General features: G+C 73.6%; 16 protein-coding genes and 1 riboswitch. Of the genes, 13 read left to right on the top strand and 3 right to left on the bottom strand.

Annotation, left to right across the window (positions count from 1 at the left end; translation table 11 throughout):
* Window positions 1-40 precede the first annotated feature (40 nt).
* Window positions 41-266, bottom strand: a riboswitch (cobalamin riboswitch).
* A 107-nt stretch (window positions 267-373) separates the two neighbouring features.
* From OHA34_RS25065 to OHA34_RS25020, 10 genes are all read left to right on the top strand, one after another.
* Entirely contained in the window at window positions 374-973 is a 600-nt protein-coding gene (locus OHA34_RS25065) for an MFS transporter (protein ID WP_329519084.1), read from the top strand.
* Window positions 974-1,052: 79 nt separating this feature from the next.
* A complete protein-coding gene (locus OHA34_RS25060; RefSeq protein ID WP_329519083.1) occupies window positions 1,053-1,805 on the top strand; it encodes a YcnI family copper-binding membrane protein in 753 nt (250 codons plus the stop codon).
* Window positions 1,802-2,404 carry a copper resistance CopC family protein gene (locus OHA34_RS25055; protein WP_329519082.1) on the top strand — a complete coding sequence of 201 codons (603 nt, stop codon included), beginning with the start codon at window positions 1,802-1,804 and terminating at the stop codon, window positions 2,402-2,404. The genes OHA34_RS25060 and OHA34_RS25055 overlap by 4 nt, the downstream gene beginning before the upstream one ends.
* A 340-nt stretch (window positions 2,405-2,744) precedes the next feature.
* On the top strand, window positions 2,745-3,629 hold the full coding sequence (locus tag OHA34_RS25050; protein ID WP_329519081.1) for an isocitrate lyase/PEP mutase family protein: 885 nt from the start codon (window positions 2,745-2,747) through the stop codon (window positions 3,627-3,629).
* Between the two features lie 54 nt (window positions 3,630-3,683).
* Window positions 3,684-4,697 (top strand): bile acid:sodium symporter family protein, encoded by a 1,014-nt coding sequence (locus tag OHA34_RS25045; protein WP_329519080.1) that lies wholly within the window; start codon window positions 3,684-3,686, stop codon window positions 4,695-4,697.
* 38 nt (window positions 4,698-4,735) lie between these two features.
* A complete protein-coding gene (locus OHA34_RS25040) occupies window positions 4,736-5,071 on the top strand; it encodes a hypothetical protein (protein WP_329519079.1) in 336 nt (111 codons plus the stop codon).
* Between the two features lie 152 nt (window positions 5,072-5,223).
* Window positions 5,224-5,835, top strand: a complete 612-nt coding sequence (locus OHA34_RS25035) for a TetR/AcrR family transcriptional regulator (RefSeq protein ID WP_285939202.1) — start codon at window positions 5,224-5,226, stop codon at window positions 5,833-5,835.
* Window positions 5,836-5,927: 92 nt separating this feature from the next.
* A complete protein-coding gene (locus OHA34_RS25030; RefSeq protein ID WP_329519078.1) occupies window positions 5,928-7,610 on the top strand; it encodes an AMP-binding protein in 1,683 nt (560 codons plus the stop codon).
* Window positions 7,607-9,259 carry an AMP-binding protein gene (locus OHA34_RS25025; RefSeq protein WP_329519077.1) on the top strand — a complete coding sequence of 551 codons (1,653 nt, stop codon included), beginning with the start codon at window positions 7,607-7,609 and terminating at the stop codon, window positions 9,257-9,259. Before OHA34_RS25030 ends, OHA34_RS25025 begins: the two co-directional genes overlap by 4 nt.
* 77 nt (window positions 9,260-9,336) lie before the next feature.
* On the top strand, window positions 9,337-10,254 hold the full coding sequence (locus tag OHA34_RS25020) for a helix-turn-helix transcriptional regulator (RefSeq protein WP_329519076.1): 918 nt from the start codon (window positions 9,337-9,339) through the stop codon (window positions 10,252-10,254).
* 79 nt (window positions 10,255-10,333) lie between these two features.
* On the opposite strand, the gene OHA34_RS25015 is transcribed toward OHA34_RS25020, so the two are convergent.
* The 3 genes from OHA34_RS25015 to OHA34_RS25005 form a co-directional block, all read right to left on the bottom strand.
* Entirely contained in the window at window positions 10,334-11,761 is a 1,428-nt protein-coding gene (locus OHA34_RS25015) for a GntP family permease (RefSeq protein WP_285939208.1), read from the bottom strand.
* A 111-nt stretch (window positions 11,762-11,872) separates the two neighbouring features.
* Window positions 11,873-13,462, bottom strand: a complete 1,590-nt coding sequence (locus tag OHA34_RS25010; protein ID WP_285939209.1) for an N-acyl-D-amino-acid deacylase family protein — start codon at window positions 13,460-13,462, stop codon at window positions 11,873-11,875.
* Entirely contained in the window at window positions 13,462-14,754 is a 1,293-nt protein-coding gene (locus OHA34_RS25005) for an alanine racemase (protein WP_329519075.1), read from the bottom strand. The genes OHA34_RS25010 and OHA34_RS25005 overlap by 1 nt, the downstream gene beginning before the upstream one ends.
* 136 nt (window positions 14,755-14,890) lie before the next feature.
* Between OHA34_RS25005 and OHA34_RS25000 the strand changes: the two genes are divergently transcribed.
* Genes OHA34_RS25000 through OHA34_RS24990 form a run of 3 tightly spaced genes read left to right on the top strand, consistent with a single transcriptional unit; the run spans window position 14,891 to window position 17,057 of the window.
* A complete protein-coding gene (locus OHA34_RS25000) occupies window positions 14,891-15,904 on the top strand; it encodes a sugar kinase (RefSeq protein WP_285939212.1) in 1,014 nt (337 codons plus the stop codon).
* Window positions 15,901-16,644 carry an IclR family transcriptional regulator gene (locus tag OHA34_RS24995; protein WP_285939214.1) on the top strand — a complete coding sequence of 248 codons (744 nt, stop codon included), beginning with the start codon at window positions 15,901-15,903 and terminating at the stop codon, window positions 16,642-16,644. Before OHA34_RS25000 ends, OHA34_RS24995 begins: the two co-directional genes overlap by 4 nt.
* Window positions 16,645-16,652: 8 nt before the next feature.
* The gene (locus OHA34_RS24990) at window positions 16,653-17,057 is read left to right on the top strand and encodes a RidA family protein (protein ID WP_285939216.1); all 405 of its coding nucleotides are present in this window, start codon (window positions 16,653-16,655) and stop codon (window positions 17,055-17,057) included.
* Window position 17,058: the final 1 nt, after the last annotated feature.

Below are 17,058 nucleotides of genomic sequence, written 5' to 3'. Positions count from 1 at the left end.
AGCACGCCGCGCACCCGCCCAGCGGCCCTCCCGCGGAGCCTGGACGTTCAACGTGCGGGCAGGTCTTCGGACTCGCGGGCGACGCGCCTCTGGACGAGACGCGGGCTACTGACCGTCGCTTCCCGGTCCGCCGGGCGGACCAGTGCTCGATGACGGCGGTCGTTCCCGCTCACCGCTGCGGGGCAGTCCCGGATTCACACCGGGTTCCCTCTTGCGACGCCCCCGCCGAACCGCGGCAAGGGCGAACCAGCACGAGGCCCGACCCTACATCTAGTCGGCGACCACTGCGCCACCCCAAGATGTAGGGCGTGTCACACGATCCGCTGGGGGGTGGATGACGACCCGCGGACCAGGGTGGGACGATGGGCACGCCATGTCCCCGCCTCCCCCGCATCCGCTGTTCCGCACCTCCCGGGCGGTCGTCTTCGCCACCGTGTGCGTCACTCTGGCGACCGCCGGGCACGCCCTGGCGTCCCCGGCGGCGGTCCCCGGCTGGGCCGTCGCGTCCGGTTTCGGCGCGGTGCTGGCGGTCACACTGGCGCTGGCCGGGCACGAACGCTCGCTGCCCACGCTCGCGGGCGGGCTGCTCGGCGGACAGTTCGCGCTGCACACGCTCTTCGCGAGCGCCTGCGCGCCCGCGATGGCCGAGCACCATCCCGCGCCCGTGTCCGGCGGCGGCCATGGCTCGGGCGCCGCGATGACGCTGGCGCACGTCGCGGCGGCACTGCTGTCGGCGTGGTGGCTGCGGCGCGGCGAGCGGGCCGCATGGTCGCTGGCCAGGCGGGTCTCGGCGATGGCCGACCGACCTATCCGGCTGCTGCTCGCCCTCCTCGCGGTCGAACCCGCCACCCCTCCGGCGCGTACACCGGTCGCACCCGCGGCGGACGCCCCGCGTCCCACCGTCCGGGTGCTCCGGCATCTCGTCGTCCGGCGGGGGCCGCCCGCCCGTTCGAGAGCGCTCGCCCTCATCTGACCCGCGAGCGCCGTACGTCACCGGACGCCGGTCCCCGGCGCATCCGGCCCTTCCCGTACGTCTCGAACGGAGTTCCGTCATGAGCGCCATCCAGCGCGCCCGCGTCCAGGCCCGCACCCGCGTCCACGTCCACGCCCGCCGCCTCGCCGCGGCAGGCGTCCTCACCGCGATCTCGGTCGCCGGCCTCGCGACCGCCGCGTCCGCCCACGTCACCGTCAACCCCGGGACCGCCGAGCAGGGCGGCTACACCAAGGTGTCCTTCCGGGTCCCGAACGAGCGGGACGACGCGGGCACCACCAAGGTGCGGGTGGACCTGCCCGCCGACCACCCGCTCGCCTCGGTGTCGGTCCGGCCGGTGCCCGGCTGGACGGTCAAGGTCGACAAGAGCAGGCTGCCGACGCCGGTGCAGACCGAGGGCGGCGAGCTGACCGAGGCCGTCACCCGGATCACCTGGACCGGCGGCCGGATCGAGGCCGGCCAGTTCCAGGAGTTCGACGTCTCGATGGGGCCGATCCCGACCGGCATCGACCGGCTGGTGTTCAAGACCGAGCAGACCTACTCCGGCGGCGAGGTCGTCAAGTGGGACCAGAACCAGGTCGACGGGCAGGACGAGCCCGAGCACCCGGCCCCGGTGCTCAGGCTGACCCCCAAGGGCGCGACCGCCGTCGCCGAGGCCGGACCGGCCGACAAGGCGAAGGCCGGCGCGCCGTCCGGCGGCGGCGAGGACGACGGGACGGCCCGCCTGCTGGGCGGGCTCGGCCTCGCCGCCGGGGTGATCGGCATCGCGGCCGGCGGCCTCGGCCTCGCGCGGAGCCGACGGAGCCGGTCGTGAAACGGCCCGCCGCCGCACCCCTCCCGGCCGTCACTGCACTGGTCTTCACCGCACTGGCCTCCACGGTGCTGGCCTCCACGGTGCTGGCCTCCACGGTGCTGACACTCGTCGCCGCGCCTCCGGCGTCGGCGCACACCACGCTCAGGTCGTCCACCCCGGCGCCGGGGTCCACGGCCCGCGCACCGTCCTCCATCGAGCTCACCTATGCCGATCCGGTGATGGTTCCGAAGGTGGTGCTGTCGGACACGAACGGCGGGCAGCACGCGGCAGGGCCCGCGCGGGCGGTCGACAACAAGGTCACGCAGGCGGTGGACGGGACGCTGCCGAACGGCGTCTACACCGTCGGCTGGCGCGTGGTCTCCGTTGACGGCCACCCGGTGACGGGCAGCTACACCTTCACGGTGCGGGGCTCGACATCGGCGACGTCCGCGAAGACCGACGCCCCAACCTCGGCACCGGCCTCCGCTTCCGCCTCTGCCGGTCCCGCCGCGGGCGCTCCGGAGGGGTCCGGCGGCTCGTCGGGGTGGCTGTGGATCGGGCTGGTCGCGGCGGTCGTCGTGCTCGCGGCCGGCGGGGTCGCCCTCGTGCGGAGGCGCTGACCCGGAGGCGCCGACCCGGCCTCGTCCCAGAGCCCTCCGCCCGCACGGCCTCACCGTGCGGGCGGAGGGCTCTGTCATGCCTTTCCGGGTCATGCCGTTCCGGGGACCGCCGCGAGGGGCCCCGCGAAATCGGAAATCAAAGGGCAAAGCGTTTTGCGCGCGCGCGATTTTATCACGGCAAAAGCGAGACCTTGCCGGCGCTGTACATCACATATGAATAACTATTTGTGGCACGGAGAAGTTGCAGATTCCGTGCGCGAATCCAGGTCGGGCCGGACCCGCCGGCGCGAGCCGGGCGGATCCGCCCGCCCGTATGAAACACGACAATAGGAGAGAGAACGTGAATTACGGAGACGAGCTACGACGCGAGATCCTGTCGGACGGAGTCACCCCGCTCATCGGAGTGTTCGACATGTTCTCCGCCTCCGTCGCCGCAAAGCACTATAACGGCCTGTTCGTGTCCGGATTCGGATTCGCGGCGTCCCACTACGGCCTGCCCGACATCGGGTTCATCGCCTGGCCCGACATGGTGGCGTTCGTCCAGCGGCTCCGGCTCGCCTTCCCGGCCCAGCACCTGCTCGTCGACATCGACGACGGCTACGTCGACCCGGAGGTCGCCTGCCACGTCGTCGACCAGCTCGAGCTGACCGGCGCCTCCGGCGTCATCCTGGAGGACCAGCAGCGCCCGCGCCGCTGCGGGCACGTGGACGGCAAGCGGATCCTCCCGCTGGAGGAGTACCTCGACAAGCTCGACATGGTGCTGCGCACCCGCCGGGACCTGGTGGTGGTGGCCCGCACCGACGCGAGCGACGAGGACGAGATCCTGCGCCGCGCGGCGGCGCTGGCCGAGACCGACGCCGACGTCGTCCTGGTCGACGGCGTCCGGAGCATCGACTGGATCCACAAGGTGCGGGCCGTGATCGGCGACAAGCCGCTGCTGTTCAACCAGATCGCGGGCGGCAGGTCGCCGCGCATCTCGCTGCCGGAGTTGACCGCCCTGGGGGTCGATGTGGCCATTTACAGCACGCCCTGCCTGTTCGCCGCGCAGACCGCGATGGAGGAGGCGATGCGGGGACTCAAGGCCGCCGAGGGCCGGCTTCCCGAAATGACCGGGCGCAGCGTCGGCGTCAAGGAGTCGATCGCGCTGCTGGAGCAGAACATCAGCAGAAACCACCCCAAGCCCGAACGGGAACCCGTGCGGGTACTGGCCGATTCCCTGGCGTAGTTCCCTTTCTTCCGGATCGATGGCGGCAGGACGAGGTTGGGAGCAAGAAGAGAAATGCGTGTCGTCTCCGCGGCATTGGCGCGGCTGCACATCGATCCCTACATCGCGGCGATTCTCTGCACCGTGGGAATCGCCGCGATGTGGCCCGCCCGCGGTGGCGTGACCGGGGTCCTGGACCTCGCGGGCACCATCGCGATCACCCTGTTGTTCTTCTTCTACGGCGCGCGGCTGTCGACAACCGAGGCGCTGAGCGGGCTGCGGCACTGGCGGCTGCACGCGGCCATCTCGTTCGTCACCTTCGCGGTGTTCCCGGTGCTGGCCCTCACCTGCGCGGTGCTGGTGCCGGAGGTGCTGGACGAGCCGCTGTACGCGGGCGTGGTGTTCCTGTGCGTGCTGCCGTCCACCGTGCAGTCGTCGATCACGCTCACCTCCATCGCGAAGGGGAACGAGGCGGGCGCGATCTGTAGCGCCTCGCTCTCCAACCTCGTCGGGGTGGTGCTCACGCCGGTGCTGGTCGCGGTGCTGATCTCGGCGGGCGACGGCGGGTTCTCGCTCGCCTCGGTCGGCGACATCATGGTCCGCCTGCTGCTGCCGTTCCTGGCCGGGCAGGCCGCCCAGCGCTGGATCGGCGACCGGGTCCGGGCCCGGCGCGGGCTCCTGGGTCTCTACGACCGGGCCGTCATCCTGCTGGTGGTGTACACGGCCTTCAGCCAGGGCGTCGTCAGCGGGGTGTGGAGCGGGCTGGCGGTCCGGCAGCTCGTGCTGCTCGCCCTGGTCATCGCCGGCCTGCTGGCCCTGGCGCTCGGCATCGCCGCGCTGCTCGCGCGGGCCTTCGGCTTCTCGCGGGCGGACCGCGTCGCGATCCTGTTCTGCGGCTCGCAGAAGAGTCTGGCCAGCGGGCTGCCGATGGCGACCGTGCTGTTCGCGGGCGCGGCCGTCAGCACCACCGTCCTGCCCCTGATGCTCTACCACCAGTTCCAGCTACTGGTGTGCTCGTGGCTCGCGCAGCGCTTCGCCAAGCGGCAGGAGCCGCGGCCGGTTCCCGAGCCCGCGCACGCCACCGCCTGACCCATCACCCACGACCGACTGAGAGGACGAGAACAACCATGCGCCTTTTCGCCAAGGCCCTCATGTACGCCATCGTCGCCTGCCTCTGCACGCTCACCTGCGCGGGCACGGCATCGGCGGCATCGGCTCCCGCACCGCTCATCGGCTCCGTCAACGTCGACTTCGGCAACAGCGGCGAGGACTCCGGCAACGACAGCGCCCTGGAGATCGACCGGTCGCTCAACCTCGCTGAGGGGAACGGCAGCCCCGGCAGCGACATCATCAACGAGGTCACCGGCGCCGGGAACGGCAACGGCACCGGCACCGTGACCGGGAAGGGCGTCGGCTCCGGCGACACCGTCGCCACCGCTCCCAACGAGGTGGACGACGAGTGACCGGGTCCTCGGAGAGCTAGCCGGCGGACGCCGGCCGGTCACCGCACCGGCCGGCGTCCCCCTTTCCCTGCCGGCGTCCCCCGTCCCGGCCGGCGGCATGCAGAAGAAGCCTCACGCCGCATGCATTTATCGCGACCTGGGACGATGGCGACATGCCCAAGTCGATCGGTGAGCCGCGCAACGCGCGGAGCCGCCGCTCCCGCGCTGCGCTGCTGCGGGCCGTACGCGAGCTGGTCGAGGACGAGGGCGCCGGCGCGGTCACCATGGCCGCCGTCGCACAGCGGGCCGGGGTCAGCCGCCGCGCCGTCTACCTGCACTTCACCTCCCGCAGCGACCTGTTCACCGCGCTGTACGACTACGTCAACGAGGTCGAGGACGTGGAGGGCCGGTTCGCCCCGATCAGCTCCGCGCCCGACGCCGTCACGGCGCTGGAGGAGTTCGCCCGCCTGCACGCCGCGTTCATGCCGCGCGTCCTCGCGGTGTCCCGCGCCGTCGAGCGGGTGGCGCACGCCGACCCCGACGCGGCGCGGCACTGGGAGGCCGCCATGTACTGGCGGCTGGAGTCCAACCGGGCGCTGATCCGGCGGCTCGACGACGAGGGGATGCTGGCGCCGCACTGGACGGTCGACAGCGCCACCGACATGCTGCTGGCGCTGATCTCCAACGGGGTCTGCGAGACCCTGCTGGTCGACCGCGACTGGTCGCCCGAGCGGATCGGCGCGCACATGGCGCACGTGCTGCGGGCCGCCTTCGTCGCCGGGTGACACGCGGCCACCCCCGTTCGGGGGTGGTGGACCTCACCCGACTGCCGAACGATCCTGTTTATCCGGGTGGCAGTGCGGCAACAGGAGGAACCATGCCGGCAGTGGAGTTCCGGGCGGCGCGGGATTTCCTGCTCGCCCATCGCGAGGACCTCGCGACGGCGTACGAGAAGTTCCGCTGGCCGGTCCTGACCGGGTTCAACTGGGCCCTGGACTGGTTCGACCGCATCGCGGACGGCAACGACGGCCCGGCCCTGTGGATCGTCGAGGAGGACGGCTCGGAGGCCAGGTACTCGTTCGCCGACCTGTCCCGCCGCTCCAACCAGGTCGCCAACCACCTGCGCGCCGCCGGGGTGCGGCGCGGCGACCGGATCGTCCTGATGCTCGGCAACCAGGTCGAGCTGTGGGAGACGGTGCTCGCCGCGATCAAGCTCGGCGCGGTGCTGATCCCGTGCACGCCGCTGCTCGGCCCGGCCGACCTCCGCGACCGGCTCACGAGGGGACGGGCCCGCCATGTGGTGGCGGGCTCGGCCGACGTCGCGAAGTTCGACGGGCTGGACGGCGACTACACCCGGATCGCCGTCGGCGATCCGGTCGAGGGATGGCTCCGCTACGACGCGGCGTACGAGGCGGACGAGGCGTTCACCCCGTACGGCGCGACCCGGGCGTCCGACACGCTGCTGCTGTACTTCACCTCGGGGACCACCGCGCGGGCCAAGCTGGTCGAGCACACGCACGCGTCCTACCCGGCGGGACACCTGTCGACGATGTACTGGCTCGGGCTGCGGCCCGGCGACGTGCACCTCAACATCTCCTCGCCGGGCTGGGCCAAGCACGCGTGGAGCAACGTGTTCGCGCCGTGGAACGCCGAGGCGTGCGTGTTCATCTTCAACTACACCCGCTTCGACCCCGACCGGCTCCTCGACACCCTGGACCGCTGCGGCGTGACCAGTTTCTGCGCGCCGCCGACGGTGTGGCGGATGCTGATCCAGGCCGACCTGACCCGGCTGGCGGCGCCGCCGCGCGAGGTGGTCGCGGCGGGCGAGCCGCTCAACCCCGAGGTGATCGAGCGGGTCCGGACGGCCTGGGACCGGACGATCCGCGACGGCTTCGGGCAGACCGAGACGACCGTGCAGATCGCCAACACGCCGGGCCGGCCGGTCAAGCCGGGCTCGATGGGACGGCCCGTCCCCGGCTACCGGGTCGAGCTGATCGACCCGGTGACCGGCGAGCGCGGCGACGAGGGCGAGATCTGCCTCGACCTGGACGACCGCCCGCTCGGGCTGATGACCGGCTACCACGGCGACCCGGACCGCACCGCCGAGGCGATGGCGGGCGGTTTCTACCACACCGGCGACATCGGCTCCCGGGACGCCGACGGCTACATCACCTACGTCGGCCGCTCCGACGACGTGTTCAAGGCGTCCGATTACAAGATCTCCCCGTTCGAACTGGAGAGCGTGCTGATCGAGCACGAGGCGGTGGCCGAGGCCGCGGTGGTGCCCTCGCCCGACCCGCTGCGGCTCGCGGTGCCCAAGGCGTACGTGACGCTCGCCGCGGGCTGGGAGCCGACCGCGGCGACCGCGAAGGCGATCTTCGCGCACAGCCGGGCCGGGCTGTCGGCCTACAAGCGGGTGCGGCTGCTGGAATTCGGCGAGCTGCCCAAGACCATCTCCGGCAAGATCCGCCGGGTCGAGCTGCGCGCGGGCGAGGTGGACCGGCACCCCGACGCGGACGCCCGGCCCGCCGGCGAGTTCCGCGAGGAGGACCTGCGATGACGGGCCGGACCGCGCCCTCGTACGCCTCCGGCACGTCGGCGGTGCCGCTGCTCGGCGACACGATCGGCGCCAACCTCGACCGCACCGTCGCCGCGTTCGCCGACCGGGACGCGCTGGTCGACCGCCCGTCCGGACGGCGCTGGACCTACGACCGGCTCGCCGCCGACGTGGACGCGGTCGCGCTCGGCCTGCTGGACCTCGGCGTCGGGACCGGCGACCGGGTCGGCGTCTGGGCGCCCAACTGCCCCGAGTGGACGCTGGTGCAGTACGCCACCGCCAAAATCGGCGCGATCCTGGTCACCATCAACCCGTCCTACCGGGTGCACGAGCTGGAGTACGTGCTCAACCAGGCCGGGGTCCGCACGCTGGTGGCCGTGCCGGCGTTCAAGAGCTCCGACTACGCCGGGATGATCGAGGAGGTGCGGCCGTCCTGCCCGGCGCTGCGCGAGGTGCTGCTGATCGGGCTGGACGGCTGGGACGCGCTGCTGGCGGCCGGCCGGGCCGGCGACCGCGCCCGGCTCGCCGCGATCGGTGCCGGGCTGAGCACCGACGACCCGATCAACATCCAGTACACCAGCGGCACCACGGGGTTCCCGAAGGGCGCGACGCTCTCGCACCACAACATCCTCAACAACGGCTACTTCGTCGGCGAGCTGTGCGGCTACGACGAGGAGGACCGGATCTGCCTGCCGGTGCCGTTCTACCACTGCTTCGGCATGGTGATGGGCAACCTGGCGGCGACCACCCACGGCGCCTGCGTGGTGATCCCGGCGCCCGGCTTCGACCCGGCCGCGACGCTGGAGGCGTGCGCCGCCGAGCGCTGCACCTCGCTGTACGGCGTCCCGACGATGTTCATCGCGATGCTGGCCGAGCCGTCCGCCACCACCCTGGACCTGTCCTGCCTGCGCACCGGGATCATGGCCGGGTCGCCGTGCCCGGTCGAGGTGATGAAGCAGGTCGTCGAGCGGTTCGGGATGGGCGAGGTGGCGATCTGCTACGGCATGACCGAGACCTCCCCGGTGTCCGTCCAGACCCGCGCGGGCGATTCGGCCGAGCTGCGGGTCTCCACGGTCGGGACCGTCCACCCGCACCTGGAGGTCAAGGTCGTCGACCCCGCCACCGGGGTCACCGTGCCGCGCGGCGCGCCGGGCGAGCTGTGCACCCGCGGCTACTCGGTGATGCTCGGCTACTGGGACGAGCCGGACAAGACCGCCGAGGTGATCGACGCGGCCCGCTGGATGCACACCGGCGACCTGGCCGTGATGGACGGCGCGGGCTACCTGAGCATCACCGGCCGGATCAAGGACATGGTGATCCGCGGCGGCGAGAACGTCTACCCGCGGGAGGTCGAGGAGTTCCTCCACACCCACCCCGACATCGTGGACGCGCAGGTCATCGGGGTCCCCGACGCCAAGTACGGGGAGGAGTTGATGGCGTGGGTGCGGCTGCGTCCGGGCGTCTCGGCGCTCACCGCCGCGGACCTGCGCGCGTTCTGCGCCGAGCGGCTGGCGCACTTCAAGATCCCCCGGTACGTGCACGTGGTGGACGAGTTCCCGATGACGATCACCGGGAAGGTCCGCAAGGTGCAGATGCGCGCCGAGGCGGCCGGCATCCTCGGCCTGCCCGCCGCCGACGCGGCGCGAGGCTGAGCCGCGCCATGGCGCACACGGCCGCGCCGGGCCCGAGGCCCTTTTCCCTCCCGGCCTGACCGGGCATGCTTCTGGACATGGGTGACGATGCCGGCGCGGTCCGCTCCGCGGTGCTCTCCCTGCACCGCGCCACCGGGCTGCCCATGGTGTTCGGCGGCGCGCTGAACGGCCGCGACCGGCTGCGCATCACCGAACTGGTGGGGCACACCACCGACTCCCTCGACGGGCTGGTGGTGCGGCAGGGCAACGGCCTCGGGGGCAAGGCGATGGCGATGGGCCGCCCGGTCTGGGTCAGCGACTACCCGCGGGCGACCGCGATCAGCCACGACTACGACCGGCCGGTGGGGCGCGAGGGGCTGCTGTCGATCGTCGCGGTGCCGATCGTGGTGCGGCGGCACGTCCGCGGTGTGCTGTACGGGGCGCTGCGCGAGCCGCTGTCGCTGGCCGACCGGGTGGTCACCGCGGCCATGCAGGCGGCCCGCGACCTGGAGCAGGACCTCGCCGTCCAGGACCGGGCCGACCAGGCGCTGGCCGCCGCGTGGCGCGAGGCCGTCCCGCCCTGCGGGGACGGGCCTCCGGCCGGGGACGGCCGGGCGGGTTCGGCCGCCGCGCGCTGGGAGGAGGTCCGCGCCGTCCACGCCGACCTGCGCGGGCTGGCCGAGCAGGTGCGCGACCCGCACACGCGGGAACGGCTGCGCGAGGCGTCGGTGCGGCTGGCGGCGGCCGGACGGCTCACCGCCGCCCCGCCGGACCGCGCCGCCGGCCGGCCCGGCCCCGCGGACCCCGGCAGCCCGCCCCGGCCGGTGCTGTCGCCGCGCGAGCTGGACGTGCTGTCGCACGTGGCGGTCGGCTGCACCAACGCCGAGGCCGCGCGGCGGCTCGGGCTGCTGCCCGAGACGGTGAAGAGCTACCTGCGCTCGGCCATGCGCAAGCTCGACAGCCATACCCGGCTGGAGGCCGTCACCACGGCCCGCCGCGCCGGCCTGCTGCCCTGACGCCACCCCGCCATGCCTCGGCCCGCCCCGCGCCGAGGCGGCGGGGCGGGCCGGGACCAGGGGTGGGCCGGGACGGCGCTCAGACGACGGTGCTGAGCAGACCCGCGACGGCGAAGCCGACCAGCGACAGGATGGTCTCCAGCACGGTCCAGGTCTTCAGCGTGTCGCGAACCGACATGTTGAAGTAGCGGGACACGATCCAGAAGCCGCCGTCGTTGACGTGCGAGGCGAAGATCGACCCGGCCGAGATGGCGATCGCGATCAGCGCCAGGTGCGGCTGGGAGTGGTCGCCGCCGGCGACCAGCGGCGCGACGATCCCGCCGGTGGTGACGATCGCGACGGTCGCCGAGCCCTGCGCGAGCCGCAGTCCGCAGCTGATCAGGTAGGCCAGCACGATGGTCGGCAGGCCCGCGTCCGACAGCGTGCCGGCCAGCGCCTTGCCGACGCCGGTGGCGGAGATGACCGCGCCGAAGAACGCGCCCGCGCCGATCACCAGCATGATCATGCCGATCGGGCGGAGCGACCGGGCGGCCAGCTCGGACAGCTCGGTGACCGAGATGCCGCGGCGCACGCCGAGCAGCCACATCGCCAGCAGCACCGCGAGGCTGAGCGCCACCGTGGGGTTGCCGAGCAGGGTCAGCGGCGGCAGCGCGGCGCTCCCCTTCCACCAGACCGTGCCGAAGGTGGCGAGCAGGATCAGCAGCATCGGCACCGCGATGATCAGCAGGACGAGGGACAGCGGCGGCTCGGGACGCGCCGGGGCGGCGGTGCCCTCGCCGCCCGTGCCCGCGCCGCCCGCGGCCTCGCGCTCCTGCTCGGCGATCACGTAGTCGGCGGGGACGCCGACGATGACGCGCTTGCCGATCCAGGCGCCCCAGGCGACGCCGGCGGCGAGGAACGCGGGGATGCCGCAGATCAGGCCCATCACGATGAGCCAGCCGAGGGAGACGCCGAGCAGCCCGGCGGCGGCGACCGGCCCGGGGTGCGGGGGCAGGAACGCGTGCGTCATCGACAGGCCGGCCAGGAGCGGCAGCGCGTACAGCACCAGCGACCGGCCGCCGCGCTTGGCGGTGACGTAGACCAGCGGCGCCAGCACGAAGATGCCGACGTCGAAGAAGACCGGGATGCCCAGGACCAGCCCGGACAGGCCCATCGCGAGGGGCGCGCCGCGCTCGCCGAAGATGCCGAGCAGCCGCCGGGTCAGCACGTCGGCGCCGCCGGAGGCCTCCAGAATCGCGCCGAGGATGGTGCCGAGCCCGACGATCGGCGCGATATGGCCGAGGATGCCGCCGAATCCGGTCTCCAGCAGGGACGTCTTGGAGTTCAGCGCGCTGCCGACGATCTGGTCGACGCTGAGCCCGGCGGCGAGCGCCAGCAGCAGCGAGGCGACCAGCAGCGAGACGAACGGCTCCAGCTTGATCTTGATGATCAGGAAGAGCAGGACCGCGATGGACGCCGCGGACAGCAAGAGCAGCCCGCCCGTCTCGTGTTGCAGCCAATGGATCATCGGGGTGGCCTTCCGGTCGTGAAGGGGGGTGGTGAATCGGACGGGGGCATCGAGATCGGGGGATTCATCGGGTTCGTGGGTGGACGGGGTCGAGGGGGCGGCCGGGCGGGGTCATCGGGTGGAACCGTCCGGGGCGCGGCGCAGCGACCGGCCGGGCAGGGCGCCGGTCGGACGGCCGTCCTCGATGACGGCGGTGCCGCCGACCAGGACGTGCGGGATGCCCTCGGGCTGTCGCCGGGGGTCGTCGAAGGTGCCGGCGTCGCGGACGGTGGCGGGGTCGAACAGCACCAGGTCGGCGTGGTGGCCGAGCCGGACCAGGCCGCGGCCGGTGAGCCTGAGCCGCCGCGCGGCCCGTCCGGTGAGGTGCGCGACGCACTCCTCCAGGGACAGGACGCCGAGCTCGCGGACGTAGCGGGCGAGGTAGCGCGGGAAGGTCCCCCACGCGCGCGGGTGCGGCTTCGCGGCGGCGAGGAGGCCGTCGCTGCCGCCGGTGTGCGCGGGGTGCCGCATGATCGCCTGGACGTTCTCCTCGTGCCCGACGTGCTGGAGGATCGTGGTGGCGAGGTCGTCGGCGATCAGCCGCTCGCAGTAGACCTCGAACGCGGGCCGCCCGGAGTCGGCGGCGAGCCCGGCGACGGTCCGGCCGACCACGGTGGCGTTCGGGGAGCCGGAGATCTCGATGGTGTCCCACTCGGCCGGGACGCCGTGGCAGCCGTCGGACCCCTCGACCTCCATCGCGTGCCGGATCCGGTCGCGTTCGCGCGGGTCGGCGAGCCGGGCGAGGGTCGCGGCGGGGCCGCCCTCGCTCGCCCAGCTCGGCAGCAGCGCGGCGAGCGTCGTGGAGCCGGGCAGGTAGGGGTAGGTGTCGAGGGTGATGTCGCAGCCGTCCGCGATCGCCTCGTCCAGGAGGCGGAGCAGGTCGGGGGCGCGGCCCTTGTTGACGCCGAAGTTCATCGTCGCGTGGGCCAGGTGCAGGGGGCAGCCGGTGCGCCGCGACAGCTCGACCATCTCGGCGTACGCCTCGAGCGCGCCCGCGCCGTACGAGCGGTGGTGCGGCGCGTAGAAGCCGCCGAGCGCGCCGACGACCCGGCACAGTTCGGCCAGCTCGTCGCCGCCCGCGTACATGCCGGGCACGTAGGTGAGGCCGCTGGACATGCCGACGGCGCCCTCGCGCATCCCGGTGGCGACCAGCTCGCGCATCCGGTCCAGCTCGGCGGGCGTCGGCGGGCGGGCGTCCCAGCCCATCGCGAGCATCCGCACCGTGCCCTGCGGCACCAGGTAGCAGGCGTTGACGGCGATGCCCCGGTCGAGCCGGTCCAGGTACTCGCCGACACCGCGCCACGACCAGTCGAAGCCGGCCGGGTCGCCGTTCCAGCCCGCGATGGTGCGGCGGATCTCGGGGAGGGTCCGGTCGTCGACCGGCGCGTACGACAGCCCGTCCTGCCCGATGACCTCGCAGGTGACGCCCTGCCCGATCTTGGCGAGGTGATCGGGCTCGGCGAGCAGCGCGAGGTCGGAGTGGGCGTGCATGTCGATGAACCCGGGGGCGAGGACGAGGCCGTCGCCGTCGAGCACCCGCCCGCCGGTGAGGCGGCGGCCGATCCCGGTGATCCGGCCGCCGGCCACGGTCACGTCGGCGACCCGGCCGGGGGCGCCGGTGCCGTCCACGACGGTGGCGCCGCGGATCAGCAGGCCGGGCATCAGAACCACGTCCTGACCAGGTCGACCAGCACGGGGCGGTCGGCGTGGGCGTCGTCGACGACCGGGACGAGCGTCCACTTGTCGAGTGCGGTGCACGGGTGCGACAGGCCGAACCGGACGACGTCGCCGACCTCCACGCGGGCGCCCACCAGGAACGTGTGCTGGTCGTTGAGCGCGGTGACGCGGGCGCCCGCGAGCGCCGCGTCCGCGCCGTCCGCGCCCTTCGCGCCGTCCGCGCCCTTCGCGGCGCGGACGAGCTGCGGCTCGGGCAGGCCCTCGTCGAACGGCAGGTCGCGCTTGCCCGCGTCGAGCAGGGCGAGGCCGGGCTCGGGGCGGGACAGCACGCGCGCCCAGCCGTGCATCGCCGACCGGAGCCGCGCGCCGTCGCCCGCCCCCCGGCCGAACGGGGAGATCTGCCGGTAGAAGCCGTCATCGTGCACGATGTAGGCGCCGGGCCGCAGCACCACCTGGCCGGGCAGCCCGCCGAGGACGTCCGCGACCTGGTCGAAGTAGGCGCTGCCGCCGGCGGTGACGACCGGGGCGTCGACCTCGTGGTCGAGGCTCCGGTGCAGGCCCGCCAGCCTGCGCAGGTAGTGGTCGACGGCGGCGCGGCCGTCCGCGGAGGCGTCGTGGGCGAGCGCGCCCTCGTACCCGGCGGTCCCGGCGAGCCGGAGGGTCGGCGCCCTGCGGACGGCCTCCGCGACGGCCCGCGCCCCGTCGTCGTCGCGGACCCCGGTGCGGCCGTGCGGGGCGCCGAGCTCGACACAGACGTCGACGGGACGCTGCGCCCGCGCCGCGCGCAGGGCCCGGTCCATCAGCTCGGCCGAGCGCACCGAGTCGACCCAGGACACGAACGCGAACCCGGGGTCGCCGTCCTGCTCGGCGGCCAGCCACGCCAGCCCGGCCGGGTCGAGCAGCGCGCTGGCGAGCATCACGCGGGTGACGCCGAAGGCGCGGGCGACGCGGAGCTGCGGGAGGTTGGCGACCGTGATGCCCCAGGCGCCGGCGTCGAGCTGCCGCCGCCACAGCGCCGGGGCCATCGTGGTCTTGCCGTGCGGTGCGAGCTCGACGCCGGCCGCGGCCGTCCATGCGGCCATCACGCGTACGTTGTGGTCCAGGGCGCCCGCGTCGAGGGTCAGCAGCGGGGTGCCGAAGTCGTCCAGCGGCGGCCGGGACCGCCGGAACTCGGCGACCGTCGCGCCGTGCGCCGCGGCCGGGACCGCCTTGAACCGCCAGTCGAGCCGCTCGTCGCCGAGCGCGTCGACGGCCGCGCCGTCGAGCGTAGCCACCATCAGGACCTCCTTGATTGCACGTACCGCAACGGCCATTGCATTCTGTGCTGTTGCGGTTGTAGCATCGCCGTCGCATGCAGGTCAACGGGCCGGCATCGAATCGTGACCGCGATACCGAGAGGGGCCGATGAAAAGCGTGCCGCTGGCCGTTTGCGTGGGCGAATCATTGGCCGCGCTGCTCCCCGACCGACCCGGCCCCCTGGAGGACGTGGCCGCGTTCCGGCACTCCATCGGCGGCGCCGAGGCCAACGTGGCGCGCGGACTGGTGGCGTTCGGCGTGCCGACCGCGTGGGTCGGGCGGGTCGGCGACGACGGTTTCGGCCGCCGCATCGTCCGCGACCTCGCCGCCGCGGGCATCGACACCCGCGCCGTGACCGTCGACCCCGTCCGGGCCACCGGCCTGTACGTGAAGGAGACCGGTCCGGACGGCAGCGTCCTGCACTACTACCGCGACGGTTCGGCGGGCGCCGCGCTCACCGCCGGGCTCCTGGACGAGCCGCCGCTCAGCGCCGCGCGCCTCGTCCACCTGTCGGGCATCACCGCCGCGCTGTCGGACGGCGCGCTCGACCTGGTCGCCGCCCTCCTGCGGCGGCCCCGGCCCGGCCGGCTGGTGAGCTTCGACCTCAACTGGCGGCCCGCGCTGTGGCGCGACCGCGACACCTCCGTGCTCCGACCGCTGCTGGACGCCGCCGACATCGTCCTGCTCGGCGCCGACGAGGCCGCCGAGGCGCTCGGCACCGGCGACCCCGCCGAGCTGCGCGCGCTGCTCCCCGGGCCCGAGACCATCGTGGTCAAGGACGACGCGCACCGCGCGACCGCGCTGACCCGCTCGGCGCCGCCGGTGGAGGAGCCCGCGCTGTCCGTCGAGGTGGTCGAGCGGGTCGGGGCGGGGGACGCGTTCGCCGCCGGCTACCTGACCGGTACGCTCCGCGGATACGACCAGCGCCGTCGCCTGCGCCTCGGTCACCTCGCCGCCGCGTCCACCCTCGTGGTGCACGGCGATCACGGCCCTCCACCGCCGCCCGCGCTCGTCGACGACCTGCTCGCCGCGACCCCCGGCGAATGGGCCGCGACGACCGTGCGCGCGACCGGCGTCGCGCGCGGGGACCGGGCCCGCGGCGAGGGCGCACCGAACGAGGGGGCGCGATGAGCCAGAGCCTGGCGCGCGGACTGCTGATCCTGAACGATCTGGGCGAGGGGCCGCGGACCCTGGACGAGCTGGCCGCCACGGTCGGCGTGCACAAGACCACCGTGCTGCGGCTGCTGCGCACGATGGAGGAGCAGCGGTTCGTCCACCGCGACGACGCGCACCGCTTCCACCTCGGCTCGGGCCTGTTCGCGCTGTCGGGCGCCGCGCTCGACCAGCGCGGCGTGCGCGGCATCGCCGCCCCGCACCTGGCCCGGCTGAACGAGGCGACCGGGCACACCGTCCACCTCGGCGTCTACGAGGGCGGCGAGGTCGTCTACCTCGACAAGTACGACTCCCGGCACTCGATCCGGATGTACTCCCGGGTCGGGCTGCGGATGCCGCTGCACGCCACCGCGATCGCCAAGGTGCTGCTCGCCGACCTGCCCGAGGCGCGCCGCCGCGAGGTCGCCGCCACGATCGAGTACACCCCCTTCACCGAACACACCATCACCGGTCCCCGCGACCTGCTCGCCGAGCTGGTCCGGGTGGCCGAGCGGGGCTTCGCGATGGACGACGCCGAGCACGAGACGTTCATCCGCTGCCTCGCCGCGCCGGTCCGCGCGGCCGGCGGACGGGTCGTCGCAGCGGCGTCGATCTCCGTCCCGGACATCGTGCTCGACCGCGACCGGACGCTGGAGCTGCTGCCCGAGCTGCTCGCCACCGCCCGCGCCATCTCCGCCGAGTGCGGCCACACCCGATGAGGAACCCGATGACCGACAAGACCCAGATCAGCACCACCGCCGCCCCGGCCGCCGCCTGGGCGTTCTCCCAGGGCGTCCGCAAGGGTCCGATGCTCCAGGTCTCGGGGCAGGGCCCGCAGGACCCGGCGGACGGCGCCTACCTGTACCCCGGCGACGTGAAGGCGCAGACGCGCCGCGTCCTGGAGAACATCAAGGCGATCCTGGACGCGGGCGGCGCGAGCGTCGAGGACGTGCTGATGTTCCGCGTCTACCTGACCACCCGCGACGACTTCGCCGCGATGAACGAGGCGTACACCGAGTTCGTGAAGGAGAACTGCCCGAGCGGCGTCCTCCCCAGCCGCACGACCGTCGCCGTCGGCCTCCCGCATCCCGCGATGCTCGTCGAGATCGACGCCCTGGCCTGCGTCGCCTGAC

Origin of the sequence: Spirillospora sp. NBC_01491 (assembly GCF_036227065.1) — a bacterium.
GTDB lineage: Bacteria > Actinomycetota > Actinomycetes > Streptosporangiales > Streptosporangiaceae > Spirillospora > Spirillospora xylanilytica.
The sequence above is the reverse complement of the archived record's forward strand: the minus strand, read 5'-3'. Positions and strand labels throughout refer to the sequence as shown.